Here is a 21517-nt window from a genome sequence, read left to right as displayed (position 1 = left end):
TGTTGAGCTTTGCCGTACGTTTTTGCAGCAAAGGTCAACACGCTCTATTGTTCCCTATCCCCAGAAACTCTGCGCTTTCGTTAGAAACCTAACTTTCTTTTCACTGACTCAGGCAGCTCAGGAAGTGCATTTTTGGGAAGAAGAAACGTGGCCATATTAAAGAAATCGAGATAAATACGGTTTGATTCTGTTGTTTTTTTCAAATAGTGATGACCCGAAGAGCCGCCAGTGCCTATCTTTGTACCTAACATGCGCTGTACCATCATGGCATGTCGGTATCGCCAAATCGTTAGCTGCTCGTCTATTTCAGTAAGGGCAGTTATGAGTTGAAACGGCAGGTTGAAAACAGGCTCTTCCGAGTATTGTTTAATAAAGAGCGCCGATAACAGCGCGTTATGGCTCAGCCTGAACTTACCTTCATCTCTTAACGCTTCAAATTGGTCGTGATCAAACAATGCGTCAAAGTTATCCTTGGTCGCTTGCCAGTCTTTGAGTTCTTGACGCATCTCAATGTCAGACAACATCTCGTTACTCGCGATAGTGTCGTAGTCGTCCTGCAGCATTTGGTCGGCTGCGTTTTTGTAGTACTCCCAAAAATCGAAGTCGTCCATTTTAAGCAGCGGCATACGCGAAAGCCATTTATCAACAAGCTCAAATAAACTCGGTTTCTTTTCTAAGCCTTCAAGCAAAGCACGATCTTTGTCGTTCAAACGGTTATAAAAACTTTGCTGATCAAAATCGATTCTGAATTCGCGCTTTAGCCCCAGTGATATTTCTAATCGCTTAAACTGAATGCTTTGAAAACCCGAAGCAGGTACTAGGTAGTCTCTAAATGATAGAAATTGTTGTGGTGTCATCGTCTCCATAATGGCGATTTGGTCGTTCATTAAACGCTGAATTGAAATAACCCGCTGTAAGCGCAATACCACCTGAGGAAGTTGCTGGTCTTTTACTGTGTCTTGGTTGAAGGTATCAATAACCGCATTAAGTTCGTGAAGGACTTGTTTAAACCACAGCTCGTATACTTGATGCACAATAATAAACAAGGTTTCTTCATGTGCTGCCTCACCATACTTTTCACTCTGTAGCGCTTGGGCCCCTAAGATTTTGTCCAGTTGCAGGTAGTCGCCGTAATAGCATGGCTCAATATTCTTTTTCATGTCGTTCTCGCGTTTTGCATGTCTGAATGTCGTTTTGACTGCTGGTTTTTATTTTGACGGTGTAATTCTAACACCCCTTACTCGACAACCACAGAATACAAGCTATACCTTTATAGTGACAGGCTTCACATTGTTCAGTAGTTTATACTGTGTTGTATAAAAATATGTCCATTGGGCACAAATGACTGTAAGCAATGCGCTATTTACTGCCCAACGCGCTAGAAGGAAAAGGTAGGTTGCATGAAACTCGATGATGATATTCATAATTATTACGAACATCTTGTTTTGGAAAGAATTAGCAAAATGGGACTAGATAAAACTAAGACGGCTGATTATTTAGCTGACTTGTGTTGTTTAGCATTAAATCAAGTGCCGCCCCGCTACATTCGCTATGAAGTTGATATGGCATTTTATCTGCCACAAAGTGAACGCAAGCAAATGGAAATGAACGTAGAGCATGCCATTAGTAAAGCACTTAAATACTTAGATGAATCAGAAAAAACAAAGAAAGAAGAATCCGCATAGGGAATTGATGGAGGTTTGGGTGGCGGGCCTCCAGCCACATCCCGGCACATGAGTCGTCTGCTGCGGCTGCTCCCTTCCAGGCCTGACCGGGTTCACAGAGTATCATTGCGGGAGGACCAAAAGCCCACCATAGAAAAAGCGACTAATGCAGTGTTGATTATCTAAATGATAACGCCCTGCGTCAGTGCGGGGCGCATTATGACTATTTGATTAAGAGTTTTCAACCCTTTAAATTAAATCTCTCTTCAGCAATAAGGTTAGCAACACGGTTTGTCGCGGCTCCCTCTTGCTCAGCACGTACATAAATTTCTTTTAGCGTGTCACCGATTTGCTCAATATGTGCGCGCATTGCTTCGTTTGAGCTTGATGGCATTCTTTGATGGAAGATATCAATCACGCCACCGGCATTAATTACGTAATCTGGTGCATATAAAATGCCGCGCTGGGTTAGTAACTCGCCAATATCTTCTCGCGCCAATTGGTTATTGGCAGCACCAGCGATAACCTTGGCTTTGATATCTGGAAGCGTTTGGTCATTTATAGCTGCGCCTAACGCACAAGGGGCTAACACATCGACATCTAGGCTTAGGATTTCTTCAGGTGCAACTGCCGTAGCACCCAATTCAGCAACGGCTTTTTCAACACCTTCAGGATAAATATCAGCAACGTACAAAGTAGCACCATGCTCGTGAAGGTGTTTTGCGAGTCGATAGCCCACATGTCCCATTCCTTGGATAGCAACAGAAACGCCATCTAAACTGCGTTTAAGGCCATATTCAACCGATGCTTTTAACCCCACAAAAACACCGTAGGCTGTCGAAGGTGCAGGATTTCCATCTGGCACTTCACCCGCGTAGTGATATTTTGCATGCACACCAGCGATGTAATCTGATTCTGTTGCCATGGTTTGCAAGTCGGTTACTGCAATGCCTGAATCTTCAGCGGTGAAATATTTGCCACCTAACGATTCCACAAACTTGCCCATCGCCTTCATCATTTCTGGCGTTTTGGCCTTTCTTGGATCGCCGATAATAACCGACTTGCCACCGCCCAACTCAAGATTGGCCATGGCCGCCTTGTATGTCATACCACGCGAAAGACGCAACACATCAGTGAGTGCTTCACCACTATTTACATATGGCCACATACGGCAACCGCCGAGCGCTGGGCCTAGGTTTGTATTGTGTACAGCAATAATGGCACTCAAGCCCGCTTCTTCGTCGTGGTAAAACGCTACATGTTCGTGTTTATCGAACTCTGGGTGATCAAAAACTGACATACATTCCCTATTATAACTGTGGTGAAATTAACTCAACGAGACCGCTTTATTACAACAGTAGTTGTCGTAGCAGGATCCCTATCATTTCAGCAATGTTAGCTGATTATTTTGAGGACAGGCCTTGCAAAGTTTGTTAATGAAATTTACAAACTGAAACAGAATGGAATTGAATACTATTTTTCTAGGACAACTATCCTAGGATTTTTTTTTATATATAATAAACATCATAAAAACGACGGAAACAGTGTTCATGAAATTGGATAAATTTGATCGTGAGATATTGCGGGTATTGCAGCAAGACGCCACAGTATCTATGGCTGACCTAAGCCAGCGCGTGGGACTTTCTCATACACCTTGCTGGCGCAGGGTGAAGCGTATGGAAGCAGATGGCATCATTTTAGGCAAAGTAACCTTGCTAAACAGCAAAAAACTCAATCTAGGTGTGTCTGTTTTTATTTACGTTACGCTAAAAAACCACGATGGCGATTCGTTGACGGATTTTGAAAATGCCGTTCAAAATATTGATGAAATCGTAGAATGTCATACTACAAGTGGTGAGAAAGATTATCTATTGAAGGTTATTGTGGAAAGCATTGAAGAGTACGAGTTTCTACTCAAAACCAAACTTACACATCTACCTCTTGTTGATCACCTAAGCTCTACGTTTGCGTTGAAGCAAGTTAAAAATACCACCGAGCTACCTATTAAAAGACAGTAGTTGATTAGCACGAAAAGGCCGCATTGTGGTTTGACTCTAACGTTTTAGAGTCACTCCAAATGCGGCCTTTTTTGTTTTGGATAAAAAATGCGAAACCTTAGTTTGCGTCGACTTGATTCTCAGGCTTTGCCTTGATGAATGCATCTAATGCATTGCAATTATCGGCTATTTTGCTTATCAATGGATACTGAGACATATCAACATTAAAGCGTAAAGCGTTGTACACTTGAGGCACAAGGCATACGTCAGCCATGGTGATATCGAAATCAAAGCAATATTTCCCTGCTTGCGTCTGCAAACGCTTTTCTATGCCATCAAACCCAACCTTAATCCAATGCGAGGCCCAGCGTGCCACATCGTCTTGTTGTGCATCGAAATTTCCCTTTAACGCATTAAGCACTCTAAGGTTACCCAAGGGCTGAATATCACAGGCAATATCCTGCGCCAATGCTCTAACCCGAGCTCGTTCAGTGCGATGCTCTGGAATAAGGCGATGTTCCCCGTCATATCGTTCATCCAAATACTCGATAATAGACATTGACTGGTTAAGGATGATGTCTTCATCCTCATCGACCAAGGTAGGAACCAAATGTGAAGGATTTAGGCGTGTATAATTTTCCCCGTGCTGCTCACCACCATTATTCACTAAGTGAACCGGCACGTATTCGTATTCCACACCTTTTAGATTAAGCGCAATACGCACTCGATACGATGCTGTTGAACGCCAGTAACCATACAATTTGATGCTCATAAAACCACCTAGAGTTTCAGTTAAAATGGTTGTGGAATTGCAGCCTTACTCACGTAGCTGCAATTTCACATTTTTGCCTTGCACCACACTGTGCGATTAGCTAAGTGGCTTTACTTGCTGTTCAATGGCACCAAACACACTGTTACCGTCGTTATCGAGCATTTCAATACGAATACGGTCGCCAAACTGCATAAATGGTGTAGATGGCTTACCATCTCGAATCGTCTCGATCATACGCACTTCAGCAATACACGAGTACCCTAGCCCACCTTCAGAAATCGCAGAGCCATGTTCGGTGCCTTGTTTGTTCGACACCGTACCTGAACCAATGATAGCACCGGCACCTAAGTTGCGACTCTTCGCGGCGTGCGCAACCAATTGACCGAAGTTGAATGTCATATCTTGACCGGCTTCGGGCTTACCAAACAATTCACCGTTGTAGGTAGAACGAAGTGGAAGGTGTACTTTGCTATCACTCCACGCATCACCTAACTCATCTGGCGTCACTGCAACGGGTGAGAAGCTCGACGCAGGTTTCGATTGGAAGAAACCAAACCCTTTCGCCAACTCACCAGGGATGAGGCCGCGAAGCGATACATCATTCACCAACATCACTAAGCGAATACGCTCTGCAGCCTGCTCTGGCGAACACGCCATTGGCACATCGTCAGTGACCACAGCAACTTCGCCTTCAAAATCTATTCCCCAATCGTCACTTGGCAGAATAATATCATCGTTAGGTCCGATGAAATCATCAGAACCACCTTGATACATTAGAGGGTCTGTCCAAAACGTTTCTGGCATTTCAGCGCCGCGAGCTTTGCGCACTAACTCTACGTGGTTAACGTAGGCACTGCCATCAGCCCACTGGTAGGCACGCGGAAGCGGAGATTCGCAGCGCGTGGGGTCAAATGCCACACTTTCGCAACTATTGTCGTTAAGCTGCTGATAACGCATTTGTAATTGAGGAGCGATGTCTTGCCAGTTATCCAATGCATCTTGCATTGTTTTTGCAATATCTTGTGCGCTACACGCTCGAGAAAGATCGCGCGACACCACCATTAAGCAGCCATCGCGAGTTTCATTCTTATAAGTAGCCAATTTCATTTGTCATTCCTCGAATCTACATTGTCTTTTCTATAACTATAGTTATGCCACTAAAGACGGGGTATTGAGAAGCAACAAACATGCGAAGTTTTTGGGCGCTGTAAGAAACCCTGTACGCAAAAAGTGTGACGGATTCCTCTAACCCCTTATTTATTGAGGGAAACGCGTGTTGTAAATAAAACGTAACACGCGTTGAGAGACTGATTTTTCACTAAGTTGTGAACAGAACCACTATTTAGAAGCGGGATTGCTACAGTTTAACAGTGGCCTTATTAATACCATATTCCCGCAGTTTATTAGCAATTGCCGTATGGCTTAACCCTAACTTTTTCGCCAACTGACGAGTACTTGGGTAGAAAGGGTAAAGACGTTTTAGCAGATCCTTTTCAAACTTTTTCACTTCTTCATCTAACGTGCCATCGAAGTTCTCATCAATGTAAGTAACACTAGGCGCACAACTAGGCAGTTGAATGTCTTCTTTGGTAATTTCTTTTCCATCAAGTAAAGACAATGCACGATATAAAGCATTCTGTAATTGTCTGACATTACCCGGCCACGGGTATTGTTGCAGAAAGTCAACGCATGATTTACTCAGTTTCGCTGGACGTCGGCCCAATTTCGTACTGTGTTGAACTATAAACGACTCTGCCAGAGGCACAATATCTTGGCGTCTGTCTTTCAAAGACGGCATCACTAAACTCAATACGTTAAGTCGATAATATAGCTCTTTTCTAAATCGGCCTTCTTCAACAAGCTGTCCTAAATCGCGACACGTGGTACAAATAAAGCGTACGTCAACTTTAACTGGCTCTGCATCACCTACACGCCTAAACTCGCCGTCTTCCAATACGCGTAGTAATTTAGCCTGCAGTTGTGAAGACATATCAGCAATTTCGTCAAGCAACAGTGTTCCGCCTTTAGCCTGCTCAAGTAACCCAACCTTTGCATTTGGCTGATTAAAAGCACCTGCTGCATAACCAAACAATTCAGTTTCTGCCACGCTATCAGGTAGAGACGCACAATTAAGCGCTAGAAACGCACCTTCACTGCGACGACTCGATTGATGGCATGCTCTTGCGATCATTTCTTTACCCGTGCCCGTTTCGCCAAAAATTAGAATTGGCGCGTCGAGGTCTGCGACACGCTTGGCCTCATGCACTACGCGTTTCATAAAAGGAGAGTGCGTAACAAAGCGGTCAAAACTGTCTGTGGGTGATTGGTGAAACGCGGTAAATTGCTGTCCTAAACGCATTTCTGATTTAAGAATAACCACCGCCCCTGCCATAATTTTGTTTTGATCACCATCGGGTACAGTAATGGGCAACATATCAGCAAGGTAGTCTTGCTGAATAAACTTCACTTTCGACGTTTGAGGGCCGGGGGATTTACCATCCATCCATTTGATGAAATTGAAACCTTTCACCACTTCACTAATATCAGTGCCTTCAATCTCACTGCTGGCTATCTCTAAACCAGCACAGACAGCTTCGTTACACAATAAAATATTGCCTTTAGCATCAATTGAGAAAACGGGATCGGGCAACGTGCGTAGAATCGCAGAAAGCTGGTTTTTTTCACGCTCACCAGGCATAAACAGCGTAGTCTTTACATCATCGATTCCGTCGATGCGACGAATCTGAGGCATCAAATGCTGAAAATCGGCAAACTCGATATTGGGAAAATTAAGGAAAATTTTACCTGCCGGATCAATTTCGATACCTCGCAGGTCGATTTCTTTGGTAACTAGAATATCTAAAACGTCTTGTGTAATTCCAAGACGATCCTGACAACTGATTTCTAAGCGCATAGGGTGTTATAGTAAGGTTTGTAAACTTATATGTACAAGATACCATACTTTTACAAAAAGATAACAATATAATTGTTACAGAAGTTGAAAAATGCGATGAATGACGCACAAATAATCTGGAAGGCTTTCAGATACAAAGAATGCCGCGTCTTCGAGCGGCATCCTATAAAAAGTACAATTATTTAACAAGCACTGTTTAACGCACTAGCTTGCTTTCTTCTCTTTAGGAGGGAAAAGTGGGGAAAACAAACCTAAAGACTTTGCCTCTTTTACCAAAGCCATGATGTCCATTTCTGCCAACTCAAACAAGTGATCAAACTCAGGCAAGATATAATACAAAGGTTGCATTATATCTATGCGATAAGGTGTTCTTAACGCATCTATTGCGGTTAATGGGTTGCGAAGTGGTTTATCACTATCAAGCGCATAAATGGTTTCACCTGGAGATGAGAGGATCCCGCCGCCATAGATTTTAAGGTCACCTTTTGCGCGCACTAAACCAAATTCAACCGTAAACCAGTACAAACGCGCAAGGTATACCCGGTCTTCCTTGCTCGCCTCTAGCCCCAACTTGCCGTAGGTATGCGTGAAATGCGCAAAGGCTGGGTTAGTTAAAAGCGGGCAATGCCCAAACACTTCGTGGAAGATGTCTGGCTCTTGCAAATAATCAAACTCTTCACGTGTGCGGATGAAGGTGGCTACTGGAAACTGTTTATTGGCCAATAGGCGAAAAAACTCTCCAAAGTTAATGAGTGCGGGCACTTCAGCTGTTTGCCACCCCGTTTTTTCCATTAACACGCGGTTGATGTCAGGTAGCTGTGGAATTTTATTTTGGCTGAGATTTAACAGCTCAAGACCATCGAGATACTCCTGACATGCACGTTCTTCCACTAAAGGAATTTGTCTAGCGTACAATTCAGACCAAATCTGATTTTCTTCATCGGACCATGCGATAAAGCCGTTTTCATCAGATTCTCTTGATTGGTACTGGGTCGATTTTGGCATAACTTCAATTAACCAATTTTCCGTAAAAAGTATGCACATTAGTCTAATGAAAAACAGACTTTGGAAAAGTAGCGATGCGTTTGGAGCATTGCTTTTTGCTGTAACAAGAATTTTACATCAAAGATTTAACGCGCTGATTTCGAAAACAAAAAAGCCGCTCTTAGAAAGCGGCTTTGTGAGTTATTACGAGGCTGTTATAGGCGACTAATTTCTTTATTGAGCTGATACTCTCTAGACGTAACATACGTCTCCATTTTACGTAGTCGACTTTCTGCTTTTTCGAAACGGTTGCGAATGTCGTGAAAGGCTTGCTTTGGCGGCTCACCTGCTTGCCACACTTTTGTTTTCACTTCCACTTTAGGGCTTTTCACCTGGCCTGCGTTAGGATTTCTCCAACCTTTACCTTTCGAAAATACAGGCTGTGGCTGCTCAGTTTCCAATCCGCTAGGCTTTTTATCTAAGATGAACCATGCTGCGACATAAGCGACTAACATAAATGGTCCAGCTAAAAGGAAAAATCCGGTTACCACTAAAATTCTTACCAACCATGTTTCTAGACCGAAGTATTCTGCTACGCCTGAACATACACCGGCAATTCTTGCATTGTCTGGGTTGCGATAGAGCTGTTTACCGTTTCTCATGCTCTATTCCTCCACTCAGGTGCCTCGCTATCTAGAATGGCTTCAAGGGTCTCGATACGTTCACTCATTTTTTCAGCTTGCTCTGCAAGCACTTGGAGTGTGGCGTACTCTTCGGCACTTAACCCTTGGCTAACTTGTTTCTTGCTGCGGTAATGCAAGATTAACCAAATTGGCGCAACAAAAATTGTGAATACAATTAACGGCGTTACCAATAATGCAATGATACCTTCTTCCATCTCGTAATCTCCAACAAACCCCGATCAGTCTGCCTCACTCTTATCCTAACTGGTGAGGCAGCACCCTATTCTTATTATTCTGACTTTTCAGTGCTTTTATTCGCACCTTTAACTTTAGCTTTTAATGCCGCTAATTCGTCTTCAACTTTGTCGCTAGCTTCTAATTCAGCGAACTCGTCTTGTAACGTTTTCTTGCCTAGATCGTATGCTTCAACTTGAGACTCAAGGTCATCAATTTTACGCTCATACTGTTCGAAGCGGCCCATTGCGTTATCTACTTTACTGCTATCAAGCGTCTTTTTCACCTCTAATCGCGAACTTGCGGTTTTTTGGCGCATGATGATCGCTTTCTGGCGTGTCTTAGCGTCTGCTAGCTTTTCTTGAAGCTGACTGATTTCATCTTGAAGCTTGCTAATTTGCTCTTCAACAATCGTTAACTCTTTGCTCAACGACTCAGCCGCCTCTGCTGATTTCTTCTTCTCTTGAAGTGCCGCACGAGCCAGGTCTTCACGGTCTTTGCTTAGTGCCAATTCCGCTTTGGCTTGCCAATCACTTGCGTCACTTTCGTATTTCGCAATTTGATTAACGATATCTTTTTTGTTCGCTAGTGTTTTCGCTGAAGCTGAACGCACTTCTACTAGCGTGTCTTCCATTTCCTGAATGATTAATCTAACCATTTTTTCAGGATCTTCCGCCTTATCTAAAAGCGCATTTATGTTTGAATTCACAATATCTGTGAAACGCGAGAAGATACCCATAATAATTACCTCTTGCTAAATATCTGGTTGTCGAAACAACTCATTTGATAAACACGGTTACTCTTGCCATTAATATATACAATATGCTTGCCAACCTGCAAAAACTTGTAAACCTCTGATTAAAATAAGCTTTTATTCATTTCAAATAATGCTCGTTTATCCATATATTTTGTTCTACACTATTAATTGGTCGAAATGACTAACTTTTGAGGGATTTAATGAGTAGGTATCGCCAACAGGACAATTTGCTAGGCCAAGCAAATAGTTTCTTAGAGATTTTAGAGCAGATTTCACAAATAGCACCGTTAGATAAACCCGTATTAGTTATAGGAGAACGTGGTACGGGTAAAGAGCTTATTGCAGCGCGTTTGCATTTCTTATCGAAACGCTGGGACCAAAACTACGTAAAACTAAATTGTGCTGCGCTAAGCGAGAGTTTGTTAGAAAGTGAACTCTTTGGTTATGAAGCTGGTGCATTTACGGGAGCTTCAAAACGAAGAGAAGGACGCTTCGAAGTTGCACATAATGGCACGCTATTTTTAGATGAACTTGCTAACACTTCAGGGCTTATTCAAGAGAAACTACTACGCGTTGTTGAATACGGCGAATTTGAACGTGTCGGTGGCAGTAAGTCAGTTAAAACTGACGTACGTTTAATTGCCGCTACCAACGAAGACTTGCCCACATTGGCAGAGGCTGGAGAATTTAGAGCCGACCTACTCGACAGACTGGCCTTTGATGTAATCACAATCCCTCCGCTTCGCGAGCGCCGAGAAGATATAATGATGCTTGCTGAAAACTTCGCAATTAACATGGCGCGCGAGATGGAAATGGAGTTATTTAGTGGCTTTACCGAGAAAGCTAAGCGCACACTACTTGATTACGATTGGCCAGGTAACATACGTGAGCTAAAAAACGTGGTTGAGCGAGCAGTTTACCGCACCAATAACCCTCACCTTCCTGTGCATGAAATTGTATTAGATCCGTTTGAATCAGTTTTCCGCCCTACAAGCCGAGTGAAAACAAACGATCGAGTAAGTACTGAGAGTATTGCCACACCTGCAGCACCCCAGGCTAGTGAACCAAGCCATTCTATTGAGTCAGTCGCACCAAAAGCCGCCGACATACCCGAAAATATCGATTATCCTATTGATTTGAAAGAACGCTCTCAACAATATGAGATAGATATGATAAAACAGGCACTTGCTGACAGTCAGTTTAATCAAAAGAAAACAGCCGATAAGCTAAGTCTGACGTATCATCAGCTTCGTGGTTACCTTAAAAAGTACAATTTACTAGATTCTTCCGCTGAGAACGTCGAGGCGTAAAGCATGTTAAATGGTTTTGTAAAGCGTTTGGCCCTGTGCCTATGTAGCGCACTGCTTGTCGTCTCCTGCGGCAAGCAAAATAAACAAGCGTTTTACAACACTGGTGTTATTTACTGCTCAGAAAGTAACCCTGTTACATTTAACCCTCAGCTAGACACATCAAGTACGACTTCTGACGCGACGTCTCATCAACTTTATGACCGCTTGTTAGACTTTGATCCAGACTCAGGACGCATTGTACCGAGCTTAGCGAGTAGTTGGTTGGTGACAAACGATGGCTTAACCTATGCGTTTCAATTACGCAAAGATGTAGCCTTTCACACCACTGACTATTTTACGCCAACGCGTAACTTCAACGCTGACGATGTTATTTTTAGTATTGATCGATGGCGATTGAACTCACATTCGTATCATTATGTATCAGGTGGTCGCTACCCCTATTTTGAAAGTCTTGGGCTTGCGCAGAATATTGCGGCCGTTGAGCGTGTCAACGGCTACCGTGTCGAGATAACACTCAAGCGCAGAGACAGTTCTTTTCTAGCAAACCTTGCCACTGACTTTGCCGTCATTTTATCTGAAGAATATGCCACACATCTGGCAGAACAAGGTACACCGAGTAAAATTGACCAACTCCCCATTGGCACTGGTCCATTTAAGTTCGACAGCTACCGTAAAGACCACTTTATCAAATACCTCCGCCACTATGACTATTGGCGGTTAGCTGAACTGCAAAAGTCTCAACAGCTTGTGTCGGTTGATTCACCGGAATTCGACGAGCAACTTGAAGAGCAACAACCTCAAGAGGCAAAGCCGCAACATGTTGAACAGCTTATCTTTGATATTACGCCAAAGAGTTCCTTGCGTTTGGCTAAGCTTATGACTGGCGAGTGTGATGCTACTGCCTTTCCCGCGCAGACAGAGCTTGAAGTCATCCGCACAAGAGACGACCTAATTTTGGCAGAAAAACCTGGACTTAATATTGGTTTTTGGGCGTTTAATACACAGCGACCACCGTTTGATAACCCCATTGTAAGAAGAGCCTTAGCCGCGGCTATCGATAAAAACACGCTGCTTGAAGCGGTTTATTTTGATAGCGCAACCCGCGCGAAAACTTTATTACCAGCGGCTAGCTGGGCCTTTCAAAACGATGCAGACGATACCGCTTATAACCCTGTTCTTGCGAGAAAACTACTGGCTGATGCCGGTATTGAGCAGGGCTTCACAATGACCATATGGGCGATGCCCGTAGAGCGAGCATATAATCCAAACGCCAATAAAATGGCTGAACTTATTCAACGTTACCTGCGTGATGTGGGGGTTGAAGCCACTATTGTAAGTTATGATTGGGCAACCTTCAGGCGCCACCTTTTGGAAGGTCTCCATGACTCAGTGCTTATTGGCTGGTCGGCGGACAATGGCGATCCCGACAACTTTTATCGACCATTATTAAGTTGCGACGCCATACCCTCCGGCACAAACAGAGCCATGTGGTGCAATGAAGATTATGATAGATTGCTCAATGAGGCACTACAGACTGACGATATCGATGAGCGCAGTGCTATTTATCAGCAGGTAAACCGCTTACTGTATGAGCGCTTGCCTCTTGTACCCATTGCTCATGCCTATCGCTACCAAGCGTATCGACAAGAACTTGAGCATATGACAATTAACCCCTTCGGTGGTGTTCGCTTTGGTGGAGTTGAGAAAACGCTGTGATCCAAATCCTCGTTAGATATTGCACATTACTTGTACTCACCCTTTTGGTGTTAGCTGTGATGTCGTTTTCGTTAGCCTATTTATTCCCCGGCGACACATTGGAAAATCTCACAGGTTTAGTACCGCAAAATGAGATACAGCGTCAGGCATTAGAGCGACAGTTTAAGCTAGATAGCGGTTATGTGGTTCAATTCGTTAATTATCTGGGAAACCTACTCACCGGCGAGTGGGGCTATAGTTTCACCTCAGGACTACCGCTTCGCGACGAGGTTGGCGTTGCCATGCCTGCCACTATAGAGTTAGCCACCTATGCAATGTTGATGGCATTATTTGTTGGCATTCCATTAGGATATTACGCAGGCATTCGCTGCTATTCAACGTCAGATCATTTAATAAACAGTGCAAGTATCACCACGTATTCTTTTCCAGTGTTTTGGTTTGCGCTGTTACTCATATTAATCTTCAGCTTGCAGTTAGATGCTGCGCCCTTGTCAGGGCGAATAAGCCTGCTTTATGACATTGAACCGGTAACTGGTTTTATTTTGATAGACATACTAGTAAGCAATGTCGAGAATAAGTCGTTAGCATTTAAAGATGCGCTGTCACACTTAGCGCTGCCCACATTCGCCATTGGTGCAATTACCACCGCCTCGATGATACGGATAACAAGGCGCTCTGTTATCGATGTAAAGCATCGTCCTTACATTGCAGCCGCTGTTTCTCGCGGACTTTCAAGTTGGCAAATTTTCTTTCGTCACGTGTTGCGAAATGCTCTGCTTCCTATATTGCCATTGATGGCAATACAAATCACAACGCTAATTACCAATGCCATGATTGTAGAGACCCTATTTTCGTGGCCTGGCATCGGTAATTGGTTAATACAGGCTATTTACCAGCGAGATTATCCGGCGCTTCGCATAGGCATGATGGCGGTATCAACCCTAGTTATTACATTGACTATACTCGTCGACTTATTTAATCGATTGATAGACCCAAGCAGAGAGAAATACGAACGTGCCACAGTTTAGTTTATACGACGAAGAGTTCCATCCGTCGCCGTGGCAGCGGACATGGGCTGCCTTTAAAGCGAGTCACATCGCTATGGTTGGCTTGTTTATGCTGGGCTTATTTGTCTTTTGTGCACTTTTTGCGCCTGTTATCACCCCATATGATGCAATAGAACAAAACATCGATGGCTTGCTGGTCCCCCCAAGCTGGATGGCTAATGGTGCCATTTCACATTTTTTTGGTACTGACGCACTGGGTAGAGACCTTTTTACACGTATTATTTATGGGTGTCGTATCACGTTGGGAACGGCGTTTATAACGGTTGTTTTAGCTATGCTTGTTGGCGTAAGTTTAGGAACGTTTGCAGGCATGCTGCGCGGTGTACGCTCAAGTATTGTGAATCACTTGCTTGATGCACTTATGGCAATACCTACACTACTTATTGCTATCATCATTGTCGCAATTCTAGGAACGGGATTGGTTAACAGTATGTGGGCCATAACATTGGCGCTTATTCCACAGTTCGTTCACCACACCCGAAGCTTTGTCCGCCAAGAAATGAAGAAAGAGTACATTATTGCATCGAAACTTGACGGTGCCAGTAGGTGGCAACTTTTCGTGCATTCTATTTTGCCCAATATGACAGAGATGCTTGTGGTCCAAGGTACATTGGCACTTTCTATTGCTGTTATCGACATTTCAGCGCTGGGCTTTTTGAGTTTAGGTGCGCAGTCGCCACTTCCAGAGCTTGGTGTTATTTTAGCGGACGGTTTGGACGTGGCCTATCTGGCACCATGGAATGTAGCTGTGCCTGGTATGGCAATTTTCTTTCTTGTACTGTCGATTAATATTGTTGGCGACGGTTTACGCTCAGCACTAAGAAAAAGAGTGAGTCACTAAAATGCCAATGCTTGATATCAAAAACCTCACCCTTGAAATGCAAAGTAGTGATGGAACAATTAAGGCATTAGATAAAGTCAATTTATCAGTGAGCAGTGGTGAAATCAGAGCGCTTGTAGGTGAATCGGGGTCAGGAAAAAGCTTAATTGTATCGGCAATTTGTGGCGCGCTGCCTAATCAGTGGAACCTTACTGCAGATCGAATGAGTTGGAACGGTGAAAACTTATTAGGCATGTCGGTGCAACAGCGCAGAGAAGTCATGCGCAGAGAAATTGCTGTGGTATTTCAAAACCCGCAAGCCAGCCTCGACCCGTCGGCCACATTAGGCGAACAGTTGGAAGAGAGTATTCCCGATGAATTTGTCGAAGGCACATGGTTCTGGCAAAGAGCACAACACCGTAAAAAGATTGCGATAAGCACGGTACATAAAGTAGGGATCAAGCACCACAAGCATTATCTAAGCGCCTTCCCTCACCAAATTCCCGCCGACATCGGCCAGAAATTTATGATTGCCATGGCGTTGGTATCACAACCAAAGTTACTTATTGCCGACGACCCTACGCGCGGAATGGAGCCCACTACCAAAACGCAAATTCTTAAGCTTTTTACGCGGTTAAATCAAACTCGCTCATTGTCGATTTTGTTTGTAAGTCATGACTTACTTGCGATTGCTAGCATGTCTCATTCAATGACAGTGCTTTATGCAGGGCAAACTGTTGAATCTGGCAAGATGAAGCATATTAAAAAGCGGCCATTGCATCCGTACACCAAAGCACTACTTGATAGTGCACCGAGTTTTCGAAAAGATTTACCACCAAAATCGCATTTACCGACACTTGGTGGTTCTATTCCAACTCTTCAGCATTTACCCATTGGATGCCGGTTAGGGCCTCGATGCCCAAGAGCGCAACGTGCCTGCGTGCAAACACCTGCAGTACGCCGTATTCATGACCATAGCTATAGTTGCCATTACCCGTTGCATATGGAGAAGCTGTAATGGACATCATGCAGGTTAAACAACTGACTTTTATTCACAACGAGAAAAAACGCTGGCTTAAGCGACCAGAAATCTTTCAGTTAGGCCCTGTGGATTTAAGTGTGAAACGAGGAGAAACCATTGCAATTATTGGTGAGAATCGTTCTGGAAAATCGCTGCTTGCTAAGCTTTTAGTTGGTGCCATTCCTGCTGATGCTGGCGAGATAGAAATAAATACGCATAAATATTTGGCGAAGTATCAATCTAAGGAAAGCCAACAAAAGCGTACGCACGACATCCGCATGATTTTACAACACAGTAGTGAGTCGATGAACCCGGCTGTGCCAGTAGGTAAAATTCTCGATGAGCCTCTTCGCTTAAATACGGATTTAACCGAAGCTCAAAGAAAACCCATAGTGGAAGATATGCTGGTTAAAGTCGGCCTACTTCGCGAGCATTATTATTTTTACCGACATATGCTGTCAGACGGTCAGCAACAACGCGTGGCGCTCGCTAGAGCTATTGTACTCAAACCTAAAGTACTTGTCGCAGACGAGCCTTTCGCGGCCCTAGACCCCTCGATTCGCTCTCAAACTGTCAATTTGATATTGGAGTTGCAACAAGAATTAGGGCTCGCCTTTATTTTTATTAGCCACAATTTGGGTATTGTTCGTCATATTGCCGATAGGATAATCGTGATGGAGAACGGTGAAATTGTGGAAGAAGGCAAAACTGAAACCATTTTCAGGTGGCCACAGCACGTGAGAACAAAGAAGTTAGTCACCGCTTACCAATCTTTAGTGCCCCAACATACTATTCGATAGCCGTTATTGCGTTTACATGGCGTTTACGTGGGCTATTGAGTAAAGAAAAGGGCAAGTAATAAAAAGGGCAGCTTCGCAGCCGCCCTTTTCATTATGTCGTTTTTAACCTTTTAAACTGCAACTTGGCTAGCCTACCAACGCGAGCAATATCCCCGCCGCTACCGCGCTACCTAACACACCCGCCACATTTGGCCCCATCGCATGCATTAACAAGAAATTGTGTGGATTAGCTTCAAGTCCAACTTTGTTAACCACACGCGCGGCCATAGGAACGGCAGAAACCCCTGCAGCACCAATTAGTGGGTTAATGGCTCCGCCTGACAATCTACTCATGAGTTTGGCCATCAGTACGCCTGCTGCAGTACCAATTGCAAACGCGATGGCGCCTAGCCCTAAAATTCCAAGCGTCTCGACAGTCAAAAACTTATCTGCTGAGAGTTTTGAGCCCACGGCAAGCCCTAAGAAGATTGTTACTGTATTGATAAGCTCGTTCTGAGCCGTCTTACTTAGCCTGTCGACCACACCACATTCTTTCATTAAATTGCCAAAACAAAACATGCCAACTAGTGGCGTGGCCGCCGGTAGGAACAAGATTGTTAAAAACAATACGGCAAGCGGAAAAATTATTTTTTCTCTTTGCGATACCGGACGCAACTGGCCCATTTTTATCTCGCGCTCTTCTTTAGTGGTTAACGCTTTCATTATTGGCGGCTGAATAATAGGCACTAACGCCATGTATGAATAGGCGGCAACCGCAATAGCGCCGAGCAAATCGGGAGCCAAACGTGACGCTAAAAAGATAGCTGTAGGCCCATCTGCGCCGCCAATAATGGCAATAGCGCTAGCGTCTTTTAGCGTAAACTCGAAACCGGGTACCCAATTAAGGGCAATGGCCCCAAACAATGTAGCGAATATGCCGAACTGTGCAGCAGCACCTAACAATAACATTTTAGGGTTTGCGATAAGTGCACTAAAGTCAGTCATCGCGCCAACACCCATAAAAATAAGCAAGGGAAACACACCCGTGTCTATGCCTATTTTGTATATGTAATACAACAGTCCTCCAGCCTCAGAGAAGCCTGCTAGAGGAATATTAGTAAGTAACGCACCAAAACCTATTGGCAATAATAGAAGCGGCTCAAATTTCTTTACGATGGCTAAGTACAATAAGCCAAAGCCCACCGCCATCATCACTAGTTGGCCCGCCTCAAAGTGCGCAAGCGCTGTGCTATCCCAAAGCACCATTAACTTGTCCATGAACTACCCCAATGCAATCAGCGCTTGCCCGCTACTTACGCTGTCACCCTCTGCGGTCATTATTTGGGTAACCGTGCCACTGAACGCGCTTCTGATTTCAGTTTCCATTTTCATGGCTTCAAGGATCATGACAACGTCCCCCTCCTCTACCACATCGCCATTTGAAACAAGTACTTTAAACACATTACCTGCTAGAGGCGCATCTATTGTTTGTGCACTAGCTGGCGTTTTTTCAGTGGTAGGCGCGGCTTGCGTTGTTGCAACTTCAGATACATGGCTTAGCGCGCCGCTAGGTGCAACTTGAACACGGTAGACTTTACCATCCACATTGACATCGTAAGTCTCTGCTTTTTGCTGTGATTGTGCTTCAGACGATACTGCTGTACTTGATGTCGCTCGGTTAGGTCCAGATTCTTCCTTTTCACTGGTCGTCGGAGCAGGCTCAAACGCATCAGGATTACCTCTATTTTCGAGGAATTTAAGCCCGATTTGAGGAAACAGTGCATAAGTCAATACATCGTCAACCTTCGCTTCGCACAGGCTAATGCCTTTTTTCTCTGCCAACGCGTCGAGTTCTTCACTTAATGCATCCATCTCAGGCGCAATATTATCAGCAGGTCGGCAGGTAATTGGTTCAGCACCGTCTAATACTCTTTGCTGCAACGCCTTATTCACCGGCGCTGCGGTTGCTCCGTATTCACCTTTGAGTACGCCGGCAGTTTCCTTGGTAATACTTTTATAGCGTTCACCCGTTAGAACGTTCAACACAGATTGTGTACCCACTATCTGTGATGTTGGGGTTACCAGCGGTATAAATCCCAAATCTTCACGGACACGAGGGATCTCTTTCAACACCTCTTCAAATTTGTCTTCGGCCCCTTGTTCCTTAAGTTGACTTTCCATATTCGTCAACATTCCACCAGGTACTTGAGCAAGTAAAATACGTGCATCAACGCCTTTTAAACTGCCTTCAAACTTACTGTATTTTTTTCGCACGTCTCGAAAATAGCTTGCGATTTCTTCAAGGTGAGGGAGGGAAATGCCCGTGTCGCGTTCAGTACCTTCAACGATAGACACCATAGTTTCGGTAGCAGAGTGGCCATAAGTCATGCTCATAGACGATATGGCCGTATCCAGCATATCAATACCCGCATCAATAGCCTTTTGGTACGTTGCTGTGCTAAGGCCAGTTGTCGCGTGACACTGCATTGCAATAGGTACGCTGACCGACTCTTTTAAACCTTTAATCAACGCTTCACACTCATAAGGCTTAAGTAGTCCAGCCATATCTTTAATACAAATAGAGTGAACCCCAAGATCTTCTAGCTGCTTTGCCATATCGAGCCACAACTGCAAGTTGTGTACAGGGCTGACCGTGTATGAAATAGTACCTTGAGCGTGAGCACCGCAATCGATAGTTGCTTTAATGGCGGTCTTAAGGTTACGAATGTCATTCATTGCATCGAAAATGCGAAATACGTCAACACCGTTTTCGTGTGCTCGCTCTACAAAACGCGTTACCACGTCATCTGCATAGTGACGGTAGCCCAGTAAGTTTTGCCCGCGAAGTAGCATTTGCTGTTTTGTGTTAGGCATCGCCGCTTTGAGTTTACGTATGCGCTCCCAAGGATCTTCTCCTAAATAACGAATACAGGCATCAAATGTGGCGCCTCCCCATGATTCAACCGACCAAAAACCAGCTTTATCCAGCTTTTCTGCAATCGGAAGCATGTCTTCTATGCGCATGCGAGTGGCAAGTAGAGACTGGTGAGCATCACGTAAAACTAGCTCGGTTAAGGCCAGTGGCTTAGACATGGTATCTCCCAAATTAATTATTTTTGTGAATTCTGACGATGTGTGTGAATAGCAGCAGAGATAGCGGCAATAACATTGCCATCAATACCGGGTTGGATAGCTTGATTGGGCCGTTTAGTCGTAATTGTGGCCTCTGAAACGTCCCCAGGGAATGCTTCACAGAAGCGTGCGATAAGATGTATACCAATGATAAGCAAGCCTAAAAAAGAAAATACAAATAGCATCCCTATTAGCATTAACGAGCCGGCTTCCAAAAGCAAACTTGCAACGGATTGTGAATTCATGTTCAACCTTGTTGTAGTGTAATATCAATGCGCACAAGTAGTGTGATTGCGTAAGCTGGACGCAATTCACGCTCATAAATGCGCTGATATAAGTATCATGGCAATACTAAAAAAACAACGAAATAGAATAAAAAACCACTATTTTGTCATAAAAACGCATTTTAAATCATTTTTTGATGCTTAAAATACATAATCTTGCAAAAAGAAAACTTACGACTGACTTGCATAGTCTATTTAGTATGCACAAGTATGAGAGAAATAAACAAGGAAAAAGAAAGAAGATAAACATAAAAAAACCCACCTCAATGAGGTGGGTTTTCTTATATGGCGCGTGTGGGATTACTCGGGCAATCCTGCCCTCGCCCCTTCGGGGCCGCGCTGAAGCGCGTTCAAATTCGTTCCCGACGAATTTGTCGAACCTCTTGTCGGTTCAAATCTTTCCAAACAAACATAAAAAAACCCACCTCGATGAGGTGGGTTTTCTTATATGGCGCGTGTGGAAGGATTCGAACCTCCGACCGCCTGGTTCGTAGCCAGGTACTCTATCCAGCTGAGCTACACACGCGTTAACTTGTATACTTTTGAATTTTACTTCAAAAGGTGACGCTTTTAAATAAGTGGCGCGTGTGGAAGGATTCGAACCTCCGACCGCCTGGTTCGTAGCCAGGTACTCTATCCAGCTGAGCTACACACGCGCAAAACTTTTTGTTGACTGCCACTATCAACGAATAATGGCGGAGAGGGAGGGATTCGAACCCTCGATACGCGTATATGCGTATGGTTCCTTAGCAGGGAACTGGTTTCAGCCACTCACCCACCTCTCCGGAAGTGCGGTGCATTTTACGGATTCACGGGCGCGAGTCAAACCTTTTTTATAAAGAAATTGTTCGCTCGCTGGCATTTTAACCGATTCGTTCAAAAAAAAGGTATTTTGTTTACCTTGCATACAGTTTTCTTTGATATTTCAACGCTAACCTGAATATTAAAAGCGAAAAAAACATGTAAAGCTAATGAACACTTCTTAAAAATTTAGCTCATTTTTAAAATTTTTTGGATTTTTTTTGAAAATATTAAGCGAATAATGCAGTCACTATTTTCAAAGCTAACTAACGCTGTTTATTTTACCTACAAAAAAGGCCAGCTATAGCTGACCTTTTCACTATGAAGACTTTGATGCCTTTATTCTGCAGATCCTGGCTGACCGCCTTTTTCCGCTTGAATACGCATATAAATCTCTTCACGGTGCACAGAAACTTCTTTTGGTGCGTTAACACCGATACGTACCTGATTCCCTTTTACACCTAAAACGGTAACAGTCACATCGTCACCAACCATAAGCGTTTCACCAACTCGACGAGTCAAAATAAGCATTCGCTTGCTCCTGTTCCTTAATACTGAACATATCCATTTAAGTTTGCTGCC

Annotated in this window: 21 protein-coding genes, 3 tRNA genes and 1 other RNA gene; 8 read left to right on the top strand and 17 right to left on the bottom strand. The window is 44.0% G+C overall.

The features are described 5' to 3' along the window. Positions 1 to 80: 80 nt before the first annotated feature. Positions 81 to 1160, bottom strand: a complete 1080-nt coding sequence (locus OZ660_RS05565; protein WP_202264294.1) for a tryptophan 2,3-dioxygenase family protein — start codon at positions 1158 to 1160, stop codon at positions 81 to 83. Positions 1161 to 1400: 240 nt separating this feature from the next. Here OZ660_RS05565 and OZ660_RS05560 point away from each other — a divergent pair, with 240 nt between their 5' ends. Beyond that, complete coding sequence (locus tag OZ660_RS05560; protein ID WP_226432243.1) at positions 1401 to 1685, top strand: late competence development ComFB family protein; 285 nt, start codon at positions 1401 to 1403, stop codon at positions 1683 to 1685. A 25-nt stretch (positions 1686 to 1710) separates the two neighbouring features. Here OZ660_RS05560 and ffs read toward each other — a convergent pair. Together ffs and OZ660_RS05550 are read right to left on the bottom strand one after the other, a co-directional pair. Further along, positions 1711 to 1807: signal recognition particle sRNA small type (gene ffs / locus OZ660_RS05555), an RNA gene on the bottom strand. 98 nt (positions 1808 to 1905) lie between these two features. Then, positions 1906 to 2964 (bottom strand): Glu/Leu/Phe/Val dehydrogenase dimerization domain-containing protein, encoded by a 1059-nt coding sequence (locus OZ660_RS05550; RefSeq protein ID WP_226432244.1) that lies wholly within the window; start codon positions 2962 to 2964, stop codon positions 1906 to 1908. Positions 2965 to 3214: 250 nt separating this feature from the next. On the opposite strand from OZ660_RS05550, the gene OZ660_RS05545 reads away from it, so the two are divergent. Further along, entirely contained in the window at positions 3215 to 3682 is a 468-nt protein-coding gene (locus OZ660_RS05545; RefSeq protein WP_014948689.1) for an Lrp/AsnC family transcriptional regulator, read from the top strand. 97 nt (positions 3683 to 3779) lie between these two features. Here OZ660_RS05545 and maiA read toward each other — a convergent pair whose 3' ends face one another. The 7 genes from maiA to pspA all read right to left on the bottom strand — a co-directional run bounded on the left by maiA (position 3780) and on the right by pspA (position 9987). Then, on the bottom strand, positions 3780 to 4433 hold the full coding sequence (gene maiA, locus OZ660_RS05540; protein ID WP_202264288.1) for a maleylacetoacetate isomerase: 654 nt from the start codon (positions 4431 to 4433) through the stop codon (positions 3780 to 3782). Positions 4434 to 4529: 96 nt separating this feature from the next. After that, a complete protein-coding gene (locus tag OZ660_RS05535; protein WP_274742830.1) occupies positions 4530 to 5540 on the bottom strand; it encodes a fumarylacetoacetate hydrolase family protein in 1011 nt (336 codons plus the stop codon). Positions 5541 to 5790: 250 nt separating this feature from the next. Then, positions 5791 to 7347 carry a transcriptional regulator TyrR gene (tyrR, locus tag OZ660_RS05530; RefSeq protein WP_202264276.1) on the bottom strand — a complete coding sequence of 519 codons (1557 nt, stop codon included), beginning with the start codon at positions 7345 to 7347 and terminating at the stop codon, positions 5791 to 5793. A gap of 204 nt (positions 7348 to 7551) precedes the next feature. Further along, positions 7552 to 8352, bottom strand: a complete 801-nt coding sequence (gene phhA, locus OZ660_RS05525; protein WP_274742829.1) for a phenylalanine 4-monooxygenase — start codon at positions 8350 to 8352, stop codon at positions 7552 to 7554. Positions 8353 to 8546: 194 nt separating this feature from the next. Continuing rightward, a complete protein-coding gene (pspC, locus tag OZ660_RS05520) occupies positions 8547 to 8993 on the bottom strand; it encodes an envelope stress response membrane protein PspC (protein WP_202264272.1) in 447 nt (148 codons plus the stop codon). Then, on the bottom strand, positions 8990 to 9229 hold the full coding sequence (gene pspB / locus OZ660_RS05515; RefSeq protein WP_159623409.1) for an envelope stress response membrane protein PspB: 240 nt from the start codon (positions 9227 to 9229) through the stop codon (positions 8990 to 8992). The genes pspC and pspB overlap by 4 nt, the downstream gene beginning before the upstream one ends. 74 nt (positions 9230 to 9303) lie before the next feature. After that, complete coding sequence (pspA, locus tag OZ660_RS05510) at positions 9304 to 9987, bottom strand: phage shock protein PspA (protein ID WP_202264270.1); 684 nt, start codon at positions 9985 to 9987, stop codon at positions 9304 to 9306. A gap of 218 nt (positions 9988 to 10205) precedes the next feature. Between pspA and pspF the strand changes: the two genes are divergently transcribed. Genes pspF through OZ660_RS05480 form a run of 6 tightly spaced genes read left to right on the top strand, consistent with a single transcriptional unit; the run spans position 10206 to position 16739 of the window. Continuing rightward, positions 10206 to 11315 (top strand): phage shock protein operon transcriptional activator, encoded by a 1110-nt coding sequence (pspF, locus tag OZ660_RS05505; protein WP_226432249.1) that lies wholly within the window; start codon positions 10206 to 10208, stop codon positions 11313 to 11315. Between the two features lie 3 nt (positions 11316 to 11318). Further along, on the top strand, positions 11319 to 13031 hold the full coding sequence (locus OZ660_RS05500) for an ABC transporter substrate-binding protein (RefSeq protein WP_274742828.1): 1713 nt from the start codon (positions 11319 to 11321) through the stop codon (positions 13029 to 13031). After that, positions 13028 to 14059, top strand: coding sequence for an ABC transporter permease (locus tag OZ660_RS05495; RefSeq protein WP_274742827.1), 1032 nt, complete (start codon positions 13028 to 13030; stop codon positions 14057 to 14059). The genes OZ660_RS05500 and OZ660_RS05495 overlap by 4 nt, the downstream gene beginning before the upstream one ends. Beyond that, on the top strand, positions 14046 to 14939 hold the full coding sequence (locus OZ660_RS05490; protein WP_202264262.1) for an ABC transporter permease subunit: 894 nt from the start codon (positions 14046 to 14048) through the stop codon (positions 14937 to 14939). Before OZ660_RS05495 ends, OZ660_RS05490 begins: the two co-directional genes overlap by 14 nt. A 1-nt stretch (position 14940) precedes the next feature. After that, the gene (locus OZ660_RS05485) at positions 14941 to 15936 is read left to right on the top strand and encodes a peptide ABC transporter ATP-binding protein (protein WP_202264260.1); all 996 of its coding nucleotides are present in this window, start codon (positions 14941 to 14943) and stop codon (positions 15934 to 15936) included. After that, entirely contained in the window at positions 15936 to 16739 is an 804-nt protein-coding gene (locus OZ660_RS05480; RefSeq protein ID WP_159623421.1) for an ATP-binding cassette domain-containing protein, read from the top strand. Before OZ660_RS05485 ends, OZ660_RS05480 begins: the two co-directional genes overlap by 1 nt. Positions 16740 to 16865: 126 nt before the next feature. On the opposite strand, the gene OZ660_RS05475 is transcribed toward OZ660_RS05480, so the two are convergent. The 7 genes from OZ660_RS05475 to csrA form a co-directional block, all read right to left on the bottom strand. Then, on the bottom strand, positions 16866 to 17996 hold the full coding sequence (locus OZ660_RS05475; protein ID WP_226432252.1) for a sodium ion-translocating decarboxylase subunit beta: 1131 nt from the start codon (positions 17994 to 17996) through the stop codon (positions 16866 to 16868). Between the two features lie 3 nt (positions 17997 to 17999). Beyond that, positions 18000 to 19811, bottom strand: a complete 1812-nt coding sequence (gene oadA / locus OZ660_RS05470) for a sodium-extruding oxaloacetate decarboxylase subunit alpha (RefSeq protein ID WP_202264248.1) — start codon at positions 19809 to 19811, stop codon at positions 18000 to 18002. A gap of 17 nt (positions 19812 to 19828) precedes the next feature. Further along, a complete protein-coding gene (locus tag OZ660_RS05465) occupies positions 19829 to 20095 on the bottom strand; it encodes an OadG family protein (RefSeq protein ID WP_202264246.1) in 267 nt (88 codons plus the stop codon). 488 nt (positions 20096 to 20583) lie between these two features. Then, positions 20584 to 20660 (bottom strand) — tRNA-Arg (locus OZ660_RS05460). A 53-nt stretch (positions 20661 to 20713) separates the two neighbouring features. Then, a tRNA-Arg gene (locus OZ660_RS05455) sits at positions 20714 to 20790 on the bottom strand. Positions 20791 to 20827: 37 nt separating this feature from the next. Next, positions 20828 to 20919 (bottom strand) — tRNA-Ser (locus OZ660_RS05450). A gap of 355 nt (positions 20920 to 21274) precedes the next feature. Continuing rightward, positions 21275 to 21466 carry a carbon storage regulator CsrA gene (csrA, locus tag OZ660_RS05445; protein WP_012517705.1) on the bottom strand — a complete coding sequence of 64 codons (192 nt, stop codon included), beginning with the start codon at positions 21464 to 21466 and terminating at the stop codon, positions 21275 to 21277. Positions 21467 to 21517 lie beyond the last annotated feature (51 nt).

Source organism: Alteromonas sp. 009811495 (assembly GCF_028865455.1).
Taxonomy (GTDB): domain Bacteria; phylum Pseudomonadota; class Gammaproteobacteria; order Enterobacterales; family Alteromonadaceae; genus Alteromonas.
The sequence above is the reverse complement of the archived record's forward strand: the minus strand, read 5'-3'. Positions and strand labels throughout refer to the sequence as shown.